The sequence below is a fragment of the Lysinibacillus sp. G01H genome, assembly GCF_028872195.1.
In the GTDB taxonomy this organism is placed as follows: Bacteria; Bacillota; Bacilli; order Bacillales_A; family Planococcaceae; genus Lysinibacillus; species Lysinibacillus capsici.
Window position 1 is genome coordinate 3,919,273 of record NZ_CP118397.1, and the last position, 20,920, is coordinate 3,940,192.

Genomic DNA, 20,920 nt, shown 5'->3' on the forward strand with positions numbered 1-20,920 from the left:
GATGCGTTTTTTATGTGGAAACAACATATTGTTGGTGCGGTAATTGCTACTTTTATTATTGCCGCAGGAATTAGCTTTAATCCATTTTTTGCTGCTGGTTCTGATGAACACCATTGGGGCTTTAAACGCGCTAAAAACGGTGAGCAGGCAGAGGCAGGAGCACAGCTCGATCAGTTACTCGACAAATATGGTGCGATTTATAAAGGGAAGGCAGATAAAAAAATTGCCTATTTAACATTTGATAATGGCTATGAAAACGGCTTTACTGAAAGTATTTTGGATACATTGAAAAAAGAAAATGTACCTGCTACTTTCTTTTTAACAGGCCATTACTTAGACAGTGCTAGCGATTTAGTGAAACGCATGGTGAAGGATGGTCATACTATCGGGAATCACTCCTATGGTCACCCTAATATGGCTCGACTTTCGCCAGATGGCATGCGTGCAGAATGGCAAAAGTTCGATGGCAAGTTACGTGAATTGACAGGCATCGATCGTACAACATATGCTCGTCCACCTGAAGGAATTTTTAATGCAAAAGTGCTGGAGGTGGGCAATGCAGAAGGTTATCGCCATATTTTCTGGTCTGTGGCCTTTAAGGATTGGATGAAGGATGAGCGTCGTGGTGCAGATTATGCTTATAATGCACTTATGGAACAACTGCATCCTGGTGCTGTTATTTTAATGCATACAGTAGCACAGGATAATGCCGAAGCATTACCAATGTTTATTGCAGAAGCTAAAAAGCAAGGTTATACTTTCTTATCGCTTGACGATTTAATATTAGAATATGAAGATTTTCCTGTTGCTTTGCAATCGCCTGCTCCTTCGCTATAATGGGGAGATGACAATATAGAGCAGGGACGTGGAACGTTTGACGCAGCAAACAACAATGACCGTGGGACAAAAATTCCCACTGACAATAAAAAGGCTAGGCATTAATGGTGAAGGTGTAGGTTTTTATAAACGTAATGTGATATTTGTAAAAGGAGCCATTCCTGGTGAAGAGATCACAGCTCAAGTAACAAAAACACAACGTAATTTTGCTGAAGCAGAAATTTTAGCCATTCGTAAAGCTTCAAAACATCGTCAGGAAGCACCTTGCCCAGTGTACAATGAGTGCGGCGGCTGCCAGCTTCAGCATATGACCTATGAAAAACAGCTAATAGAAAAACGAGACATTGTTATACAAGCATTAGAGCGCTATGCCAAACCTTTACTCGAAACAATTGAAGTGCGAAAAACCCTTGGTATGGATGATCCTTGGCATTATCGTAATAAAAGCCAATTCCAAGTACGTAAAGAAGGCAAGCGTGTTTACGCAGGTTTATTTGCTGAAGGAAGTAATAAACTGTTAAACATTAATGATTGCCTTGTTCAGCACCCAAGTACTTCTAAAATCACAGTTGCTACTCGAAAAATTTTGCAAAAGCTAAATATCACTATTTACGATGGTCGTACGCTAGATGGTTTAGTGCGTACGATTGTTGTACGTACAGGTATTCGTACTGGGGAAACACAGGTCGTCCTTGTCACAACAAGGAAAGAAATCCCTCATTTAGCTGAATTGATTACACGTATTAAAAAAATTGATCCGAGTATTGTATCCATTGCACAAAATATTAACCGTGAAAAAACATCCTTAATCTTCGGTGATGAAACTGTTGTACTTGATGGCAAAGAAACCATTCATGAAGAGCTTGGCGAATTGGCTTTTGATTTATCTGCCCGCGCCTTCTTCCAACTAAATCCAACACAAACAGTTCATCTATATAATGAAATTAAAAAGGCTGCTGCTTTAACGGGAAAAGAAACAGTGGTTGATGCATACTGTGGCGTTGGCACAATTGGATTATGGTTAGCAGATAAAGCGAAGGAAGTTCGTGGAATGGATGTCATTCCTGAAAGTATTCAGGATGCTCGTAAAAATGCTCGAAACCATGGCTTCAAACATACGAAATATGCAGTCGGTACAGCGGAAAGTGTCCTAGCGAAATGGCGCAAGGAAGGATTTACTCCTGATGTGATTACGGTAGATCCACCACGTACAGGACTAGCACCAGAATTTATTCGAACAGTCCTTAAACTAAAACCTAAACGTTTTGTTTATACCTCCTGTAACCCATCCACTTTGGCAAAGGACTTACAACAGTTAACGAAGCTTTATGATGTTGAATATATTCAACCCGTTGATATGTTCGCACAGACTGCGCAGGTGGAATGCGTTTGCTCTATGGTTCTTAAAACTGAACATCGAAAATGATATTTACTTTGTAAATTTTGGTGACCTTGATTAGGCGCAGTCTGCATATTGTAGACTGCGCTTTTTTCTTTTTTGATAGTCTTTTCTAAAGTTTTATTGTCTAAGAAAAAATAGCTAAACATCTGAAGAACAAAATAAAAAATATTGAGTGATGTCACCGATTCACGATTGATTTCAATGTGTTTACATTATGTTATAGTCTTGTTGGGCCCATGCAATTTTAAGGAGGAAAAATGGATAACATTCAATACTTATCACAATTTAATCTGCTTAATTCGCTCTCGATGGAAGATTTAATAGAAATGGAACAATTAACTTTAATAACAACCTTTCCGAAAAACACTTTTATTCAAACACCGGAAACTTTTTCGGAGGGACTTTACTTTGTTAAAAAGGGAAAGTTGCGCCTGTATAAAGTAAATGCTCAAGGTAAGCAATTTACTTCGGATATACTTAACGAAGGTAATGTATTTGGGGAAATGGATATCATTTCATTTGGTACTCGAGAAAATTATATTGAAACGATAGAGGAAAGCCACATTTGTTTGATGAATAGGGAAAGATTTGAAGGTTTTTTAATTCAGCGGCCTCAATTTATGATGACATTATTAAAAGTACTAAGTAATCGAATTATCGATATGAGTCAATTAACGCAAAATCTAGCTCTTGGGAAACTACATGACAAAGTTTTATATGCACTTATTAAGCTCTCGGATCAGTTTGGACTTACTGGCGATAATGAATATTACAAAATAGATTTGCCTCTCTCACATCAAGAAATCGCCAATTTAGTTGGTGCAACCAGAGAAGCTGTAACTGGGGTCTTACAAGAGCTTGTTAAAGAAGAAGTCATTAAGACAGGATTTAAAACAATCTATATCCATCGAAAAAAGCTTTTGGAGAGAAACATTTCATAGGCTGAAAAAATGCAGGATAGTATCAAGTAACATAGACATTTTTAAAATGAGTTGTAAACAATATTACATCTTCCTCCAAGAAAAAAATGTATCGTATAACTATATACAAAATATATACGATATGGAGATGAGATAATGGAAAACACACCATTTCAAAAATTGCAACGAGAATTAGATATAGCAGCTACACATATGGAAGAGATGCTGTCAAAGGAAGTGCTAGATATATTCGAAAAAACGATACATGATTTACGAATATCTGATTCGGGTAGGGGTTTAATAGCTGGCGTCAAAGCGCCTGACTTCACTTTAGTGAATTCTACAGGTCAAAAGATAACATTGTCTGAAGAAATTTTGAAAGGTCCAGTTGTTCTTATATTTTACCGCGGTATATGGTGTCCATTTTGTAACCTTGAGTTAAAAGCATACCAGCGAATGAATGAGGACATTAAGGCAATTGGAGGCCAATTGATTGCGGTTAGCCCGCAAACCTCAAACTATTCTGCATCTGTGCAAGACAAGAACGAATTAAATTTTCATGTTTTAAGTGACTTGCAAAATAAAACAGCTGAAAAATATAAGCTTAAATTTAAATTACCTGAGTATGTCTATCCTATTTACAGATCGCTCGATATTTCACTCGAAACATTTAATGGCGATCATTCTTGGGAACTTCCCGTACCCGCTACTTATGTAATTGATAAAGAAGGAATCATCCGTTTAGCTAGCGTGGAGGCAGACTATAAAAAACGTATAGAACCTAGTAAGGTGATGCAAATTCTCCAGTCACTTTAATAGCATCTTAGAATTATAAAAATATAATGAAAGACAGTCTCTCTGTTACCACATTCGTTTGGGATAACAAGGAATCGATTGATAATCGTCAAATTAAACATTAAAATAATCGTTACCAACTGTGATTTTACAATATATTATTAATCAAAGCTTAAAACCTATGTTGTAAGAAACACATCAGTATGAAAAAGGACGTTTCTTATAGAAACGTCCTTTTTCTAATGCACAGCACAAGCTGCCTGGTGGATGATGGATGGTCCAGAAAAGTCGATACCTTAACCAATAACCCAGGATTTAAATGATTATTAAATGTTAAATTTTCAGCTTTTATTCAAAGAACTTTAAAACGTAAGCTTTGTACTTTCACCTTTTACCTTTGAGCTTTCAAATCAGTTTAATTGAAAGTTACCATTGGAGTAAGGCATGTTTTACGTTTTAACTCGCACACATGCCTTGAAGCGCGAGCGACTTTTCGTTTTCCATTTTCGCTAGGACATGCAAATCTTGTTAAACTTGTACTTCAATAAAGGTTGTGGCATTCGACTCTGATAAGACAGCGTCAACCTCTGATTCAAATTCTTCAATCCGATTGCTCAATTTCTCAATTTGTTGTTTAACATTTAGGGGATCAATGATTTCAAACTCATTTCTTTTCATAAATGTTTCGGTATGTAATTTGACTTCCTCTGGTGATTGTTTATCTTTATTGCCCAATATGTTAACTAAATAGGTTTCCAGCTTTGCAGGTAATGCATCATTTTCTTTGGCAACCGAATTGATAGCTGAACGATGCTGATGTTGTATAACTTCTAGCAAATTTTTTTCGTATTGAATAGATTGTTTCCGTTCAATTGCCTCCGCTACAGTCATTTCCTCTTTGCCTACCATCACCTTTGTGTTTGCATTGGACTGCACAACTAGCGCCTTTATTTTATTTCGATAGGAAATTAAACCTACCACTTTATCATAGGATGCTTGCATTTGTTTTTCATATTCAGGAATGTCTACACCATTAATTTTACGATTGCTTTTTCGATTAGCTACGACTGCGCTAACCTCATTTGTTGCTGCTTCAATTCGTAGAGTCAGCATTTTTAATTCTGTTAAAGCACGGTGGATAGATAGTTTTTTCATTTCTGTCATGACAAAAACCTCCTTTTTAAGCCAGTGTTCTTTTATTATAAATAGAAAGATGGATAATGTCCAAAAATATCCATTTTAATTTTTATTGCTTTCATTAGAACATGTCTGTATAATAATTTTCTAGGTGCCAAACCTATGTAACTTGGACGGAACATCCTTGTTACGCAAAAAACGCCATAACAGCACGGATTTGCTGGGCGTTTTTTTGTTTTTTGAGCGGGAGATGAGCCCCGCTCTTTTTATTTAGCCATCATTGGGTGTTGATGCTTGTGGCGTCCAAATATAAGTAAAACGATTGCAACGGCTAACAAAAGCATTGCCACAAGTAAAAGGAAGCTATAATTTTTTACATATTCTAAATAAACTCCACCTAAAAATGGCCCTGTTAAGCTTCCAATACTTAAAGCAATTCCGCAAAGTAAATTCCCCGTAGGCAGTAGCTCCTTTGGTGTCAAATCAGCCATAAATGTAATTCCTAAAGAAAACATCGAGCCAACCAGCGTACCCGTTAAGAAAAATGCGACAGCCACAGCGAATTGTGAATGCTCTAAAAAGCTTGCAATAGCGAAAATAATTGCGCCACCAAATGACCCAATCATCAAAATATTCCTTCTCCCTACTTTATCTCCTAGTGCACCAAGCGGCACTTGCGTTAAAATACCACCAAATGTAAACACAGATAAAATGATAGGAATCATGCCGACTTCAAAGCCCTTGCGTAATGCATAGACAGGAAACAAGGCATTTAGTGAAGACTCCAGAAAACCATAAACAAATGGGCCTAAAAAGGCAATCCACCCAAATAAAATAGCCAGTTTATACCGTTGCCATCCTCTGGCATTTAAGTCACCTGTTAAACGCTCAGGCTTTTCATTTTGTAAGAGAAATACAAAGGACCATGCAAATAGGCACATGATTGAAGATACGATAAACGGTAGCGCTTCAGCAATTTCAATGAGCTTCACCATAAGTGGTCCAACAGCAAAACCTATGCTAAATGATAAGCCATAGATGGCCATTCCCTTCCCTAAGCTTTTATGATCTGCTGTACTAGTAATCCATGTTTGTGTCGCATAATGTAAGGCATGATCGCCTACACCAATTAATAAACGAAGGACAAACCAGAAGGTCACACTTTTCCATAGAGGAAATGCAAGTAAAGACGCAAAAACTAGTGCTCCACCAATTAAAATAATCGGTTTATAGCCCCACCTGCGTAAGGGCTGCTCGATAAATGGTGAAATCAGTAATGTTCCTATGTATAAGCCTGTTGCATTCAAGCCATTCAATGCAGAGGATACCCCATCACGTTCAAATATTATCGAAATAAGCGGTAATAGCATCCCTTGTGAAAAGCCTGATATGGATACAATTATTACTAAAATGGTAAATCTTTTTTTGCTGTAATCTGAGAAGTACGTCATTTTTCCCTCCACAATCTAGTCATTCTTCCAAAGAACAGCATACCAAAAAGCCTTAGCGCTCACCACATGTGATTCTACGCTAAGGCTTAACTAATACTTATCCTCATTTAATTGTATAAACACGATTTTCGGCTTTTGAATATTACCGATTACTTGTTTAAACTCCCTCCTTTTCGAGTTAGTGTTACAGATGACTTTTTTCAATCAGCTCCTTTACTTTATCTTAAAACAACTTTAACATACATCCTCAATATTGTAAATATTCTGTCTATTGTTTTTTTAAAATTAATCTCTTAGTCCTAGGTGTTTCCCTAAACATTGAAATTTAAGCTCAAATCGGCTACGATGAAAGGGATGAAATGAGGTGTACGAATGTCAAAGCCAATCACTGATAAAGAGCAACAAGTAACCTATTTAAAAGAGCGTCTTGAGATGTTTCTAGAAGTATTAGATGCCCTTGATCCTGAAACAGCTGAGTTAGAAGATATTGATCGCTTAATCCAAATGATGGATGAATTAGAGGACAAAATGGAGCAATTTCAAGCTCGTGAACAATAATGAATAAAAAACAAGCGAGCATCGTGTGCTCGCTTGTTTTTTAATGGCAATCCCAATTATAAAGAACCTTGCTAAAATCTTTATTCATTAACTCTTCCTCTGTGATAAAGAAATTGCCAACGCCACAATCGCCCCAAAGAATATTGTCGCCAACACTATCAATCTGTAACAGCATAATGATTGAATCTTTATAATCTCCATATGCTCGAGGATCCTCTTGCGTAAAGAATGGATACCCTCCAATTTTATGACCATCACCCGTCATAGCATCATAGAAGCTGTCTTCTAATGCTTCGTCATCCTCCAAAGCTGTTAAGATGCTAGCATACTTGTCATTGCTTCTAAAATCATCAATCGACATCGGCTCAACGCCTGTAGTAAAGGATAATGCCATTTCACGCTCGACAGGAAAATATAATTCCTCATCATCTATTTCGATAAAAGAAAAATCTTGAATAAGCTGTGCTTCATCTTGCATAACTTGTTCATGAAATATTACACGAAAGCCTTCTTGATTTTGTCCATTATCAAAATCCATTCCTAAAACATCGTCATAACCATCAATATAAAACTGCAATATTCCCTCTTCTGGGAAATTGGGTAAATGCATAGGAACCTCTGCAAAGTTAATTTGAGCTAATAACTTCAACGGTTGTCCCTTCATATTTTTTGGATATTCCATACCCAATGGGAAATAAGGATCTCCTGCAAACTTACTTTGAAATAAAGTTGTTTTACTTATCTCCGTATTAACCATTACAACAGGCTTCATTGTCCCTTCTATTAATGGTCTATATTGCTCGAATGCTTCTGGTAATTCAAGTAAAGTTTTAGCAGCCATGCAAGTTCCTCCTAATATTGGATTTATTCTATTTTAGAACAAACGTTCTACAAAATCAATACTCTCCTTCTATATTATTAAAATATGCTTTAATTTAGCAGTCTCAGATATGGACTCTTTTTTTCATTAGTTGAAAAGAGTATAATGTAACGTGGAAATAATCAATTTTTCTATGGGGGGCAATACCAATGAATCTACAAAATTTGGAGAAGAGTCTTTACGATTTAATTACTGAAACATCTACGAATTTACCTAAGGATGTACGTCGTGCTATTAAAAAAGCAAAAGAAGCTGAAAATTCTGGTACTCGTGCAGCAATGAGCTTAGACACAATCGCAAATAATATTATTATGGCAGAAGATAACGTGTCACCAATTTGTCAGGATACAGGGCTACCAACTTTCAAAATTTATACTCCTGTTGGCGTAAATCAATTAGAAATTAAAGCTGCAATCAAAAAAGCAATCAATGATACAACTGCAGATGCAAAATTACGTCCTAATGCGGTGGATTCACTATCTGGTGCAAACAGTGGTAATAATCTTGGTGATGGTTTGCCAGTAATGAAATTTGAACAATGGGAAAAAGATTACATTACAATTAAGTTAATTCTCAAAGGTGGAGGCTGTGAAAATAAAAACATTCAATACAGTCTACCATGTGAATTAGAAGGTCTTGGTCGTGCAGGGCGTGACTTAGATGGTATTCGTAAATGTATTTTACACTCTGTATACCAAGCACAAGGTCAAGGCTGTTCTGCTGGTTTCATTGGTGTAGGTATTGGTGGAGACCGTTCTTCTGGCTATGATTTAGCAAAAGAGCAATTATTCCGCCATGTTGAAGATACAAATCCAAATGCAGATCTTGCTAAATTAGAAGAGTATGTGGTTAAAACGGCTAACACATTTGGTATCGGTACAATGGGCTTCGGTGGTGAAGCAACATTATTAGGCTGTAAAATTGGCGTAATGCACCGTATTCCTGCCTCTTTCTATGTATCAGTAGCATATAATTGTTGGGCTTACCGTCGTATGGCTGTGGACATCGATCCTCAAACTGGCGAAATTTTGAATTGGCACTATCAAGAAGGTGAAAAAATTACCTTCAAAGAGAATGAAGTAGCTGCTACAACAGAAGATACAACTACAGATGTAGTAGAACTTACTGCGCCAATTACTGAAGAACAAATTCGTTCATTAAAAGTTGGTGATGTCGTTTCTATTACTGGTCGTATGTATACTGGCCGTGACGCCATCCACCACCATTTAATGAGCCACGATGCACCAGTTGATTTAAATGGACAAGTTATTTATCACTGTGGACCTGTAATGGCTAAGGATGAAGATGGCAATTGGACAGTGAAAGCAGCTGGTCCAACTACTTCAATTCGTGAGGAGCCTTATCAAGGCGATATCATGAAAAAATTCGGTATCCGTGCTGTTATTGGTAAAGGTGGGATGGGACCAAAAACATTAAAAGCGCTTAATGAGCATGGTGGCGTTTACTTGAATGCAATCGGTGGAGCAGCACAATACTATGCGGACTGTATTAAAGGCGTTGATGGTGTTGATTTGATGGAATTCGGTATTCCTGAAGCTATGTGGCACTTAAATGTTGAAAAATTTACAGCAGTTGTGACAATGGATTCACATGGTAACTCACTACATGCAGATGTGGATAAATCATCATTAGAAAAACTTGCTTTGCATGCAGAAAGAGTCTTCTAATTAAATAATAGATAGCAGTAGTAACTCGTTTTATTGCACAATTTTGTAAGGCACAGAATATTCCTAGTGAATAGACTGTGCTTTTTTCAATCCTTTTGCAAATTGTTTAAAAATCTCCATCAAACTTCCTACTTTATTTTTATAAATTCCTTTGTTATAATAATTCTAAATAAAAGAGATGGTAATTGAAATCCATTTTCAATTAAACAGCTCAAAACAATGCTATTTTATAAAGGTTTTGATATTGATTTTCATTATCAGGAGGGATAGAGATGGAATACTCTAATCGAGAAAATATAAGAGTAATTGAGAAAATAAAAGAACATGCAGAACTAATTGCCGCATTAATGGCTGGAATTTTCATCTTACTAGCATGGCGTTTAGACACCAATGGACAAACAACGGCTTCTGTTCTACTATATTTAATTGCCTTTTGTGTAGGTGGTTTCGCGAAAGCAAAAGAAGGCATTGAAGAGACCATAGTAGAGCGAAAGCTAAATGTTGAGCTGTTGATGGTATTAGCTGCAATTGGCTCAGCTGCAATTGGCTATTGGACAGAGGGAGCCATTCTAATATTTATTTTTGCAGTAAGTGGTGCACTTGAAACGTATGCGATGAATAAAAGTCATCGCGAAATATCTGCCCTTATGAATTTACAGCCCGAAGAAGCCTGGTTAGTGCGTGGCGGATTTGAGCCTTTGAAAGTATCAGTTTCCACATTACAAATCGGGGATCATTTATTGATTAAACCGGGTGAACGAATTCCAGCAGACGGCATTATTTTTAAAGGCCAATCTTCTATTGATGAGTCAGCTATTAGCGGAGAGCCACTGCCAATCTCAAAAAGCGAAGGGGACGAAGTTTTTGCAGGCACAGTCAACTTAAATGGTGCTATTACTATGGAAATGACAAAGGCGAATTCAGAGACCCTTTTCCAAAAAATTATACAGCTCGTTCAAAGTGCCCAAAGTGAAAAATCCCCCTCTCAACAATTCATCGAAAAGTTTGAAGGGACTTATGTAAAATTTGTTTTACTTGGTGTTGCCATTATGATGGTTCTTCCTCACTTCTTACTCGGCTGGGACTGGACAACAACCTTTTACCGAGCAATGGTGTTATTAGTGGTTGCTTCACCTTGTGCACTCGTTGCTTCCATTATGCCTGCAACACTCGCTACTATATCAAATGGTGCAAAAAATGGTGTGCTATTTAAAGGTGGTTTACATTTAGAGCATCTTAGTGTGTTACGTGCATTGGCTGTCGATAAAACAGGTACTTTAACGCAAGGAAAACCAGTTGTTACAGATTTTATTGTCCGTGATGGAGTAGAACGTGATACGGCTTTAGCAATTCTTGCAGGAATTGAATCTCAATCCAATCATCCCCTTGCCCAAGCGATTACCTCCTATGCTAAGGCTGAAGGAATCGACATACTACCACAAGCAACTATTGAAGATATTCCTGGCTGGGGTATTAAAGGAACGATTCAAAACAAGGAGTATCAAGTAGGCAAACCAGAATTTGTTGATGTGCAACTTGCTAACAATTTTGCAAATAATGCTGTAACTAAACTTGCAGCAGAGGGAAAAACAGTTATTTTCATTCGTGATCAACACGGTATTGTTGCATTAACAGCATTAAAAGATACTGTACGCTCCGAAGCTAAGAAAGCTGTTACATTATTAAAAGAGCTTGGTATTCAAGTGGTGATGCTTACAGGCGACAACGAAAAAACAGCCAAAGTTATCGCGAAGGAGGCTGGCGTTACTGAATTCGTCGCAGAATGTTTGCCAGAAACGAAGGTAACTGAAATGAAACGCCTACTTACACAGCATCAATTTGTTGGCATGGTCGGCGACGGTATTAATGATGCCCCTGCATTGGCTACAGCAACTACTGGCATAGCGATGGGTGAAGGCACAGACGTGGCGCTTGAAACAGCGGATGTCGTGCTAATGAAAAATGACTTATCAAAAATCGCCTATGCTGTTCGTTTATCACGCAAAATGCAACGTATTGTGAAACAAAATATTTTCTTTTCTATCGGGGTTATTGTCTTATTAATCGCCTCTAACTTTTTACAAGTTGTCGACTTGCCTTTAGGCGTAATCGGTCATGAAGGTAGTACAATTCTAGTTATTCTAAATGGTTTACGTATGCTCAATAAAAATGTTTAACATCAATTAAACCTCAGCATAATTGCGTCAGCTTGCTTGAAGCTACTCTTCCTGCGACATGCGCTGAGGCTTTTATTGAATATTTGATGCATTTAATCAGGTAAAATCAAGTAAAATGAGCCTCGCTACTCTTTAGGAGTTTAGCGAGGCTCTTATTAATGAATGATCATTTCATTATCGACGAATTTCCTTTTGAAGTGCTCTTTTCTGCATTGTAGCATTTAATACGCCACCAAAGATTAAAATGATTCCCGTAAAATATAACCAGAGCATTAAAATAATGACGCCACCAATACTACCGTATGTAGCAGAATAATTTGCAAAATTATTAATATAAAAAGAGAAACCATATGTGACTGCTAACCAAGCAAGCGTGGCAAATAACGCTCCTGGCCATACGCCCATTATTTTCAAACGAGGACTTGTATTTGGCACAAACCAGTAAATGCCCATTAATACGATGAAAATCAATAATGGCGGGATTGACCATCTTAATCTATGCCAAACAGATTCAAATTGCTCCTCTATTCCGACGATCGAGAATAGGAAATGCCCAATTTGCTGACCAAAGACCGGTAATAAGAGCGCAACGGCAATAACAATAACGAGAGCGATTGTAAAAACAAGTGATAAACCCCTATCTAATATGCCTGCTCTCCCTTCTGTATCATAGGCTTTATTTAAAGCACGAAGTAATGCATTAATGCCTTTAGATGCAGACCAAATAGTACCTAAAACCCCAATGGACAGTAAACTACTGTTGCGATTAGTTAAAATTTCATTCAGTGTATTTTCAATAAGCTTATACACTTCATCAGGTAAGATATTCACTAAAAATGAATAGACCTGAGTGGTTTCTAAGTTAAGATATGGTAATAGTGTCACCAAGAAAATAAGTAAGGGGAAGAACGATAGTAAAAAGAAATAAGCCAATTGTGCAGCAAGCGCAGATATTTCAACACGCTTGAGCCGACCTATTAAATCTTGGATAAAGCCTTTGGATGTCATAATATCAATCGCTCCCTCCTCTGGAGAGACAAACGATTTTACAAACCCAAAAGCGTTATGCAATGTTGCTTTATTCTTTTCCATACAATTCCTCCTAAAACGACCTTTACTCCTTATGAGGTAAAGTAAAGGCTGATTTCGTATCTTCAATCATTCCCTGTATCGTGGAAGGTAAATCCTTAAATTCATCCACCTTTTCAGCAATAGTGTTGACATTATCTGACACACTTTCACAAAGCACCTTTGCCGCGAGTACCTTTTCCTCTACCAACACCTGCAATTCTTCTCGATTTGCTGCATAATATGAGACGGCTTCCTTCATCTTTTTAGTTGAGGCAATTGTTTTTTCTCGTGTAGCGCGATCTAACATACTTAATGCTGCTCCTACTGCTGCTCCTGCTACAATAGATGCTAATAATTTACTTTGACCCATATTAAAACCCCCTGCTTGTATAGTTGCATATTCCCTATTATTTCATAAATAAACAGTCTTCTGCACTTATTCTACCCAATAACAGTCTATTTTTAAAGCAATGCCCAAATTAAAGTGTACCCTTTGTAAAGGACATTTTGAAAAAGGTTAGGCAACTTCTTGAAGCTGCAGTCTGTATTTTACAGGCGGCAGCTTTTTTAAATCCCACTGACCTCGATAATGGTTATAATAGATCATATAGCTTTTCACTTCTTGTTTTACGTCTTCCAATGTCTCACAATCTTTTATATTCGTCTCATCTTTAAAATGCCCAAAGAATGATTCTTGAGGTGCGTTGTCCCAACAGTTTCCTCGGCGTGACATCGATTGACCTAAGCCCATTTGTTTCACGAGTTTTTGGAACGCTGGATTGGTATAATGAAAACCTTGGTCTGAGTGGATGAAGGCGTCCTGAGCTAGATGCTTTAGCTTTTTCAGTTTTTTCAAAGTGTCGAGCACAATTTCCATTGTGATGCTATCTGCTACTTCATACGCCAAAATCTCATTCGTCTCAGCGTCTTTAATCGTTGATAAATAAGCACGTTTACCATTTTTATATGTCAAATACGTGATATCTGTTAAGAGGACTTTACCAGCCACGCCTTGTTTAAATTGGCGTTCGAGCATATGTGGACACGTACGATGTTCTTGTGTGGCTTTGGCTAGACGACGGTAAGGATTCGCTTTACGAATTGGACAGATAACCCCGAACTTCTTCATAATGCGGCGAATTCGCTTCAGATTATAGGTAATACCATATTGATGGTGAAGCGTCATTTTGATTTGACGTGCGCCTTTGTGACGTCGTCGGAATCGATACGCTTTTAAAATCACTTCCTTTACGACTTCATCTGCTTGGTGTTTCATCGCTCTTTTTTGAAGAGATTCTTCCTTAAAATAGTTATAATAGCCTGAGCGTGATACCTCCAACACTTCACAAAGATAGCGTACCATTCGCTTCAATCCATACGTTTCAATCGTTTGACCAATCAGTTCAAATTTCAGTTCTGGTGCGAGTTTTATTTCTTTTTCAACATCTGCCTTTCGAGTAAATCGATCTTTTTTAATAGTTCGTTTTCAGCTTCTAGTAAACGCATTTTTGCTTCAAGTCGTGCATACTTTTCCTCTATACTTAATTCTCGCTCGATAGGACGTCCTGTACTGTGTTTTCGAGAATCTTCTAAACCGGTGATTCCACGTTTTTTATAAGCTGTTCTCCACCTAGTACCTGCTCTGTGAATACGTGTTATACCAATCGCTTCCACGTCAAATCCCGCTTCTTCAAAAATTTCTCTTGGTAATTTTCCTGTTTCAGATTGTGCAATAAATAAGCGTTTAAACTCATCCGTATACGTAATCGCTTTATTGCTCACAGCTTTTACATACGGATTCTTTTTTAATTCATTTTGTTGGTGGGGTGTTAAAAAGTTCTTAGTCATAGTAGTGGCTCCGAATCTTGTTTTTTTCAATTATAAACAAAAATGCCCTATAAGATGACCTTTTTCAAGTGTCTATCTTATAGGGTACAGTTTAAATACGGAGTTGACATTTTTTTTATTCAATGAAATGATATGTGCGAGGATTACGAAAGGTAGGGTAAAAAATGGATTTATCAGTTCCATCTAAAGAAAACGTTATGTATATGGTTGATCAAATGAAGGACAAGCTTCGTATGGTGAATGTCGATGCAATGAAATCAGAAAACTTCGATGAAGCAAATTATGAAGATTTAGTGTATCTATATGAAATGGTTATGAAAAGAGAAACTTTTAGTCCAAGCGAAATGCAAGCGATTGTTGCTGAATTAGGATCTTTACGAAAATAGGTAAAACGAAAAGCTATTAGCCTAAGACATTTGTCTGTTGCTAATAGCTTTTTATTACTGTGTACTCTAAGTTTCTGAACCATCCTCAGTAACTAATGGTTGAATTAATACTTCTACACGACGATTCTTTGCGCGTCCTTCGGCTGTGTCATTTGGTGCAATTGCACGATACTCACCGTTTCCTTTTGCACTAAAGCGCGTAGGATCTAATTTGTCATTACTTTCAATAAGCAGTTCTAAAAATTTAGTTGCACGCATTACAGATAACTGAAAATTCGATGTAAAATTCGGACCTGCTGGCACATTATCTGTATGACCTGTGATGACAATATTTCGAGCTGGATCAGATTCCAGCATAGTTGATAGCTCTTTGGCAATAGGGACGTACTCAGGTTTAACTGTTGCCTGCCCTGGATCGAATAAAATACTATCACGGATTGTTACAAGCAACCCTTCATCCGTCATTTCTGTGGCAAACTGATCTTCCATTTCATTGACTGCAATAAAATTATCGACACTATCTTTTATTTCAGCTAACTCCTGTTGATCCTTTAAATAGGCAGAGTTTTGCTGTGGCGTTTGGTCGCTATCTGCATTCGGAGTAGGCACTGGAGCAGGTTGCTCTAGAAAACTAGTTCCACCATCAAAGACTTGATTAAAAACTGCCGACATTCTTTCTAGCTTTTCTTGATCGACTGAACTTGAGGCAAACAAAATAATGAATACGGCTAGCAGCAAAGTTAAAATATCTGCGTATGGCACTAACCAAGATTCATCAATATGTTCATCATGCTTTTTTTTCTTAGCTTTCTTTGCCAAGGCCACCCGCCCCGCTTTCACCAGAAATTTGACGACGTTCTTCCATCGTTAAGTATGATGATAGTTTCTGTTCAATTACACGTGGAGCCTCCCCTTCTAATACTGAAAGGATACCCTCAATCATCATTCTCTTTTGTTTTACCTCTAAAGCAGATTTACGTTTTAGCTTGTTCGCAAATGGATGCCATAAAACATACCCTGTAAAGATACCGAGTAATGTAGCCATGAATGCAGCTGAAATAGCATGTCCTAGCTTTTCGATATCATTCATATCAGCCAATGCGGCGATTAACCCAACTACTGCACCAAGAACCCCTAAAGTAGGTGCATATGTACCTGCTTGTGTAAAAATAGCTGCTCCACTAGTATGACGTTCTTCCATTGCTTCTACTTCTTCTGTTAGGACATCACGTATGTAGTCAGCATTTTGACCATCAATTGCTAATGTAAGGCCATTTTTTAAAAATGGATCTTCAATCTCTGAGGCCTTACTTTCAAGTGCTAATAGCCCTTCACGACGAGCTAAGTCAGCCCATTGTGAAAACATTTTAATAATCTCTATATCATTTGCTAATTTTGTTTCTTTAAAAAGAATTTTAAATAGCTTCGGCACACGCTTTAACTCCTGCATAGGAAAGGCAATTGTTACTGCGGAAATAGTACCAAAAATGATAATTAGGATAGCTGCAGGGTTATAAAATGCTGATAAACTTACACCCTTCATTACCATCCCTGTTAATAGTGCTACTAAAGCAAGTATTAACCCTATAATCGACGACTTATCCATTCTAGAACCTCCAAATCTACTATCTAATGTTATTTCGTCTTTTTTTCCATATTTTAAATATATATATTCCTAGTATAAATGTATTTCATATATTTTTCGATGTAATTAATGCTTTTTATTCACATTTCGACCATTTTTGATTATATTGAATTAAGAATATTACACTTAACTGTCTTAAATTGAAAGGGGATATGATTTTGTTATTATCGTTTGACACAAAATTACTAAAATATGCCGAGTTAGCGGTGAAAGTAGGAGTAAATATCCAAAAAGATCAGTATCTTTATATAAGCTGTTCGACTGATAACCTAAAACTCGCACAAATAATTACTAAAATCGCCTATAAAAATGGTGCAAAACAAGTTTTTGTCGATATATCCGATGATGAACTTGTACGCGCTCGCTATGAAGGGGCACCAAAAGACTCATTTGATTTCTTCCCACCTTGGAAAGTGCAGGAACGTGAATGGTTAGCTGAACATGGTGCAGCTTTCTTAAGCATTAGCTCACAAAATCCAGATCTATTAAAAGGTATTGAGCGTGATAGAATCATGGCATTCCAAAAAGCATCTGGCCAAGCACTTGCCAACTATTATCAATGGTTACAAGCAGATAAGTTTAGCTGGTCTGTCATTGCTGCTCCATCTAAAGCTTGGGCAGCAAAGGTCTTTCCTCACCTTCCAGAAGAACAGCAAATGGATGCATTATGGGAAGCTATCTTTGCAGCCACACGTATAGACCTTGAAAATCCTGTTGAAGCTTGGCATGCCCATGATCAGGAATTACATAGCAAAGCTGATTATTTAAATGCAAAGCAATTTAAGTCACTACACTATACTGCGCCAGGCACAGATTTAACAATTGAGCTGCCTCCACACCATGTGTGGACAGGGGGTAGTAGCATAAGTACACAAGGTCAAACATTTATGGCCAATATGCCAACGGAAGAAATTTTTACAGCACCGCTAAAAACAGGTGTTAATGGTTATGTATCAAGCACTAAGCCTTTAAGCTATGGCGGCAATATTATAGATAATTTCACATTAACATTTAAAGATGGTCGAATCATTGACGTCAAGGCGGAGCAAGGCCAAGAAATTTTAGCTTCTCTTATTGAAACAGATGAAGGTGCTCATTACCTTGGTGAAATAGCATTAGTACCACATCAATCACCTATTTCACAATCTGACCTATTATTTTACAATACATTGTTTGATGAAAATGCATCCAATCATTTTGCCATTGGTAGTGCCTATGCTTTTTGCATTGAGGGCGGCAAAGAAATGACTTCTGAGGAACTAAGTGCGCATGGTCTCAATCAAAGCTTGACACATGTAGACTTTATGATTGGCTCTACCAAAATGAATATAGATGGAATAACACATGATGATCAAATAGACCCAATATTCCGTGATGGAAATTGGGCTTTCTAAATAATCCATTCCTACTAATAGTATTCTAGGCTAAGTATGTTAAGGTTGTCATAAATTATCCTTAGATTTTCCTAGTAACCTATTGTATAATTGTTTTAGGGAATTTTAGTAGATCATTTAAGTAGAGAGGAGCTCTAATAATGTTCATTACAACTGTTCTTGGCTTTTCAGCAGTTTTATTAATTTCAACGGGATTCTTCATCCACTACCTACAAGTTGGTTTAGATAGCAAGTCTTCAGTAACTGTAGATCCAAAGCCAAACGAAAAATTTTAATGTGTAAAAAACAGCTACTATTATAAGTAGCTGTTTTTTTATAGCTTACAAGTTATTTCATCTACTAAAGCGTAAGAAACTGCTCCTTTATTGTAAAAATTATCTGAATAAAGTCTTTATTGTTTGCATATTGAAAATTTTGCTCTACAATATTTTTTGTAAGGAAGGGAGCAATATTCATGACAATGTTACAAGATATTCTAGAATTTAACAAAGAGTTTGTACAAGAAAAAAAATATGAGCCATTCATCACTACGAAATATCCTGATAAACGTATTGTTGTTTTATCTTGTATGGATACTCGTCTTGTAGAGCTTTTACCAAAAGCGATGAATTTGCGTAATGGCGATGTAAAAATAGTGAAAAGTGCTGGTGCGTTAGTGAGCCATCCTTTCGGTGCAGTTATGCGTAGTTTATTAGTCGCTGTCTATGGCCTACAAGCTGATGAAGTGTATGTTGTTGGTCATTATGACTGTGGTATGAGTGCGGTTGATCCTGATGCCATGCTTAGCGAAATGGTACAACGAGGCATAGATCCAGAAACAATTAAAATGTTGGAATATTCTGGTTTTGATTTAAAGGAATTTTTACGAGGTTTCGGTGATGTAGCAACAAGTGTTAAGAAAAGTGTCGATACAATTCGTAATCACCCATTAATGGTAAAAGACGTACCTGTCCATGGTTTAATAATTGATCCAAATACAGGTCATCTAGATTTAATTGAAGATGGAAATAAACAATAAAATTATTTCTTGATACATTAATAAAAGAACAAGTGCCTATCCTCACTATGTGGAAGATAGGCACTTATTATTCTATTCATCCTCTAAACGTGCATACATATAGTGATCTATCCAATGACCATTGATATACAGTAGCTTTCTTAGCAGACCCTCCTGCTGGAATCCAGCCTTCTCTAATACACGCATGGAGGCAGTATTTTGTGTCGATACATAGGCCTCTACACGATGCAGACCAATTTGTTCAAATGCAAATCGGACCACCATATTCACAGCTTCTGTGACAATGCCCTTTCCAACATAAATCTCATCCATCGCATAGCCAACAAATGCACTCGAGTATGGTAAGCGTTTGACAGCATAAAGTGCAATATGCCCTATTAGATTATTTGTACCATGCTCAAAAATACCAAAAGTAAATTCACGCTTTGACTCCATTAAATAGAGGCTTTCTTGAATTTTTTTGTATTGAGCATCGACTGTATAGTATTCAGGTCTTTGAAGTGGCTCATAAATAGACCAAAAGTATTTATTACGGCTTACGAGGCCCGTTAAACTTCGTGCATCTTTTTCTTGGAATGTGCGGATGTAGCATTTTTCCCCCTTTATTGTTACCACATTCCCACCCTTTTTTCTTAATAGATTCCAAATTTTAAGCAACATTTCTCCACACTAGCCTTCCAATAAAAATCAATACATTTCTCTTTGTTACATTGGCTATAAACTCTATTTATATTTCATTGTATGTAAAAAAACAGGCTGCTACAACCAAAACAGCTTATGTCTTATTGTCATAGCAGCACAATTTAATTATTTAGTTTTTTGTTCTTTCTTTTTCTCGTTTACTATTTCTAAGCTGGAGGAATCAGCATCTTCTAGTTGTGTATTGTCTAATACATTTGTTAAATGAAGACCACGTCTTTGAGCCTCTCGTTCAATGTGTGCAATAGTTTCCTGTAGCACCTGAACACGTGCATACTTTTTGTCATCTCCAGCGACTAAGATCCATGGTGCATCTTTTTTATCTGTCTTTTCAAACATCGCATTTGCTGCATCAATATACTGAGGTGTTTTATCTCGATTGCGCCAATCCTCGGCTGTTAACTTCCAAGATTTGTAAGGGTTTTGTTCACGTTCTTTAAAGCGTTTTAATTGCTCCTCATCTGAAACATGAAGCCAGAACTTAATAATTATGTAATCTCCTGCAGTTAAAATCTTCTCGAAATTATTAATTTCTTCATAAGCACGAGACCATTCATCCTTTGTTGCGAATCCTTCGATGCGTTCTACTAATACGCGACCATACCACGAGCGATCAAAAATAGCGATTTGCCCATGTTGAGGCAATTTTCTCCAAAATCGTTGTAAATAATTGTAGCGTAATTCATGAGCTTGAGGGGCAGAAATAGGATGTACAACATAACCGCGGGGATCGACACGTTCGATTAATCGTTTAATAGCGCCACCTTTACCAGCCGCATCCATTCCTTCGAATACCAAGATCAAGCCAATCTTGTTTTTTAATAAAAATTGTTGTGCATTCAACATTTCATATTGGAGTACTTTTAATTTCTTTTTATACATCTTTTTGTCTAGTTCAACAGTTAGATCTAGATTCTTCAAATTTTGTGTCATGAAACTTCACTCCTTTTATTTGGCTATTCTTATTGTACTAAAGAAATATATGGATGCCTATCAGACATGGTAAATTGTAGG

21 protein-coding genes are annotated in these 20,920 nt (G+C 37.1%); 11 read left to right on the top strand and 10 right to left on the bottom strand.

The genetic code is table 11. The features are described from left to right. The first annotated feature begins 12 nt into the window (after positions 1–12). From PSR12_RS19990 to PSR12_RS20005, 4 genes are all read left to right on the top strand, one after another. Complete coding sequence (locus PSR12_RS19990) at positions 13–837, top strand: polysaccharide deacetylase family protein (protein ID WP_274770252.1); 825 nt, start codon at positions 13–15, stop codon at positions 835–837. A gap of 37 nt (positions 838–874) precedes the next feature. Continuing rightward, complete coding sequence (gene rlmD / locus PSR12_RS19995; RefSeq protein WP_221682832.1) at positions 875–2,263, top strand: 23S rRNA (uracil(1939)-C(5))-methyltransferase RlmD; 1,389 nt, start codon at positions 875–877, stop codon at positions 2,261–2,263. A 233-nt stretch (positions 2,264–2,496) separates the two neighbouring features. After that, positions 2,497–3,180, top strand: a complete 684-nt coding sequence (locus PSR12_RS20000) for a Crp/Fnr family transcriptional regulator (protein ID WP_274770253.1) — start codon at positions 2,497–2,499, stop codon at positions 3,178–3,180. 135 nt (positions 3,181–3,315) lie between these two features. Further along, the gene (locus tag PSR12_RS20005; RefSeq protein WP_257520599.1) at positions 3,316–3,975 is read left to right on the top strand and encodes a peroxiredoxin-like family protein; all 660 of its coding nucleotides are present in this window, start codon (positions 3,316–3,318) and stop codon (positions 3,973–3,975) included. Positions 3,976–4,482: 507 nt separating this feature from the next. On the opposite strand, the gene PSR12_RS20010 is transcribed toward PSR12_RS20005, so the two are convergent. After that, entirely contained in the window at positions 4,483–5,118 is a 636-nt protein-coding gene (locus PSR12_RS20010; protein ID WP_257520600.1) for a hypothetical protein, read from the bottom strand. 239 nt (positions 5,119–5,357) lie between these two features. Further along, positions 5,358–6,542, bottom strand: a complete 1,185-nt coding sequence (locus PSR12_RS20015; RefSeq protein ID WP_257520601.1) for an MFS transporter — start codon at positions 6,540–6,542, stop codon at positions 5,358–5,360. A 372-nt stretch (positions 6,543–6,914) separates the two neighbouring features. Here PSR12_RS20015 and PSR12_RS20020 point away from each other — a divergent pair, with 372 nt between their 5' ends. Beyond that, on the top strand, positions 6,915–7,100 hold the full coding sequence (locus PSR12_RS20020; RefSeq protein WP_257520602.1) for an SE1561 family protein: 186 nt from the start codon (positions 6,915–6,917) through the stop codon (positions 7,098–7,100). 40 nt (positions 7,101–7,140) lie between these two features. Here the strand turns inward: PSR12_RS20020 and PSR12_RS20025 are convergent, their stop codons facing one another. After that, positions 7,141–7,941, bottom strand: coding sequence for a YwqG family protein (locus PSR12_RS20025; RefSeq protein ID WP_274770256.1), 801 nt, complete (start codon positions 7,939–7,941; stop codon positions 7,141–7,143). Positions 7,942–8,129: 188 nt separating this feature from the next. Here PSR12_RS20025 and PSR12_RS20030 point away from each other — a divergent pair, with 188 nt between their 5' ends. Both PSR12_RS20030 and PSR12_RS20035 read left to right on the top strand, forming a co-directional pair. Next, positions 8,130–9,668: a fumarate hydratase gene (locus PSR12_RS20030; protein ID WP_274770257.1), complete on the top strand. Its 1,539-nt coding sequence runs from the start codon at positions 8,130–8,132 to the stop codon at positions 9,666–9,668. A 272-nt stretch (positions 9,669–9,940) separates the two neighbouring features. Then, positions 9,941–11,845, top strand: coding sequence for a heavy metal translocating P-type ATPase (locus tag PSR12_RS20035; protein WP_263082260.1), 1,905 nt, complete (start codon positions 9,941–9,943; stop codon positions 11,843–11,845). 174 nt (positions 11,846–12,019) lie between these two features. Here the strand turns inward: PSR12_RS20035 and PSR12_RS20040 are convergent, their stop codons facing one another. The 3 genes from PSR12_RS20040 to PSR12_RS20050 all read right to left on the bottom strand — a co-directional run bounded on the left by PSR12_RS20040 (position 12,020) and on the right by PSR12_RS20050 (position 14,764). Continuing rightward, positions 12,020–12,937 carry a YihY/virulence factor BrkB family protein gene (locus tag PSR12_RS20040; protein WP_004225576.1) on the bottom strand — a complete coding sequence of 306 codons (918 nt, stop codon included), beginning with the start codon at positions 12,935–12,937 and terminating at the stop codon, positions 12,020–12,022. A 22-nt stretch (positions 12,938–12,959) separates the two neighbouring features. Then, the gene (locus PSR12_RS20045) at positions 12,960–13,286 is read right to left on the bottom strand and encodes a hypothetical protein (protein ID WP_004225578.1); all 327 of its coding nucleotides are present in this window, start codon (positions 13,284–13,286) and stop codon (positions 12,960–12,962) included. A 147-nt stretch (positions 13,287–13,433) separates the two neighbouring features. Beyond that, positions 13,434–14,764, bottom strand: a protein-coding gene (locus PSR12_RS20050) for an IS3 family transposase (RefSeq protein WP_446720643.1) whose coding sequence is annotated in 2 segments (ribosomal slippage) — positions 13,434–14,377 and positions 14,377–14,764 — 1,332 coding nt in all. Because the reading frame shifts where the segments join, the coding sequence is not laid out codon by codon here. A gap of 164 nt (positions 14,765–14,928) precedes the next feature. On the opposite strand from PSR12_RS20050, the gene PSR12_RS20055 reads away from it, so the two are divergent. Further along, positions 14,929–15,150, top strand: a complete 222-nt coding sequence (locus tag PSR12_RS20055; RefSeq protein ID WP_004225580.1) for a DUF1128 domain-containing protein — start codon at positions 14,929–14,931, stop codon at positions 15,148–15,150. Positions 15,151–15,216: 66 nt separating this feature from the next. On the opposite strand, the gene motB is transcribed toward PSR12_RS20055, so the two are convergent. After that, positions 15,217–15,969, bottom strand: coding sequence for a flagellar motor protein MotB (gene motB / locus PSR12_RS20060; RefSeq protein ID WP_004225581.1), 753 nt, complete (start codon positions 15,967–15,969; stop codon positions 15,217–15,219). Beyond that, positions 15,953–16,756 carry a flagellar motor stator protein MotA gene (gene motA / locus PSR12_RS20065; protein WP_004225583.1) on the bottom strand — a complete coding sequence of 268 codons (804 nt, stop codon included), beginning with the start codon at positions 16,754–16,756 and terminating at the stop codon, positions 15,953–15,955. The genes motB and motA overlap by 17 nt, the downstream gene beginning before the upstream one ends. A 191-nt stretch (positions 16,757–16,947) precedes the next feature. Here motA and PSR12_RS20070 point away from each other — a divergent pair, with 191 nt between their 5' ends. From PSR12_RS20070 to PSR12_RS20080, 3 genes are all read left to right on the top strand, one after another. Continuing rightward, positions 16,948–18,189, top strand: coding sequence for an aminopeptidase (locus PSR12_RS20070; protein WP_221682823.1), 1,242 nt, complete (start codon positions 16,948–16,950; stop codon positions 18,187–18,189). Positions 18,190–18,329: 140 nt separating this feature from the next. After that, positions 18,330–18,464 (top strand): hypothetical protein, encoded by a 135-nt coding sequence (locus PSR12_RS20075; RefSeq protein ID WP_004225590.1) that lies wholly within the window; start codon positions 18,330–18,332, stop codon positions 18,462–18,464. 179 nt (positions 18,465–18,643) lie between these two features. After that, on the top strand, positions 18,644–19,207 hold the full coding sequence (locus tag PSR12_RS20080) for a beta-class carbonic anhydrase (protein ID WP_004225593.1): 564 nt from the start codon (positions 18,644–18,646) through the stop codon (positions 19,205–19,207). 72 nt (positions 19,208–19,279) lie between these two features. On the opposite strand, the gene PSR12_RS20085 is transcribed toward PSR12_RS20080, so the two are convergent. After that, positions 19,280–19,867, bottom strand: coding sequence for a GNAT family N-acetyltransferase (locus tag PSR12_RS20085; RefSeq protein WP_221682822.1), 588 nt, complete (start codon positions 19,865–19,867; stop codon positions 19,280–19,282). Between the two features lie 147 nt (positions 19,868–20,014). After that, a complete protein-coding gene (locus PSR12_RS20090; RefSeq protein ID WP_004225596.1) occupies positions 20,015–20,839 on the bottom strand; it encodes a polyphosphate kinase 2 family protein in 825 nt (274 codons plus the stop codon). Between the last annotated feature and the right edge of the window lie 81 nt (positions 20,840–20,920).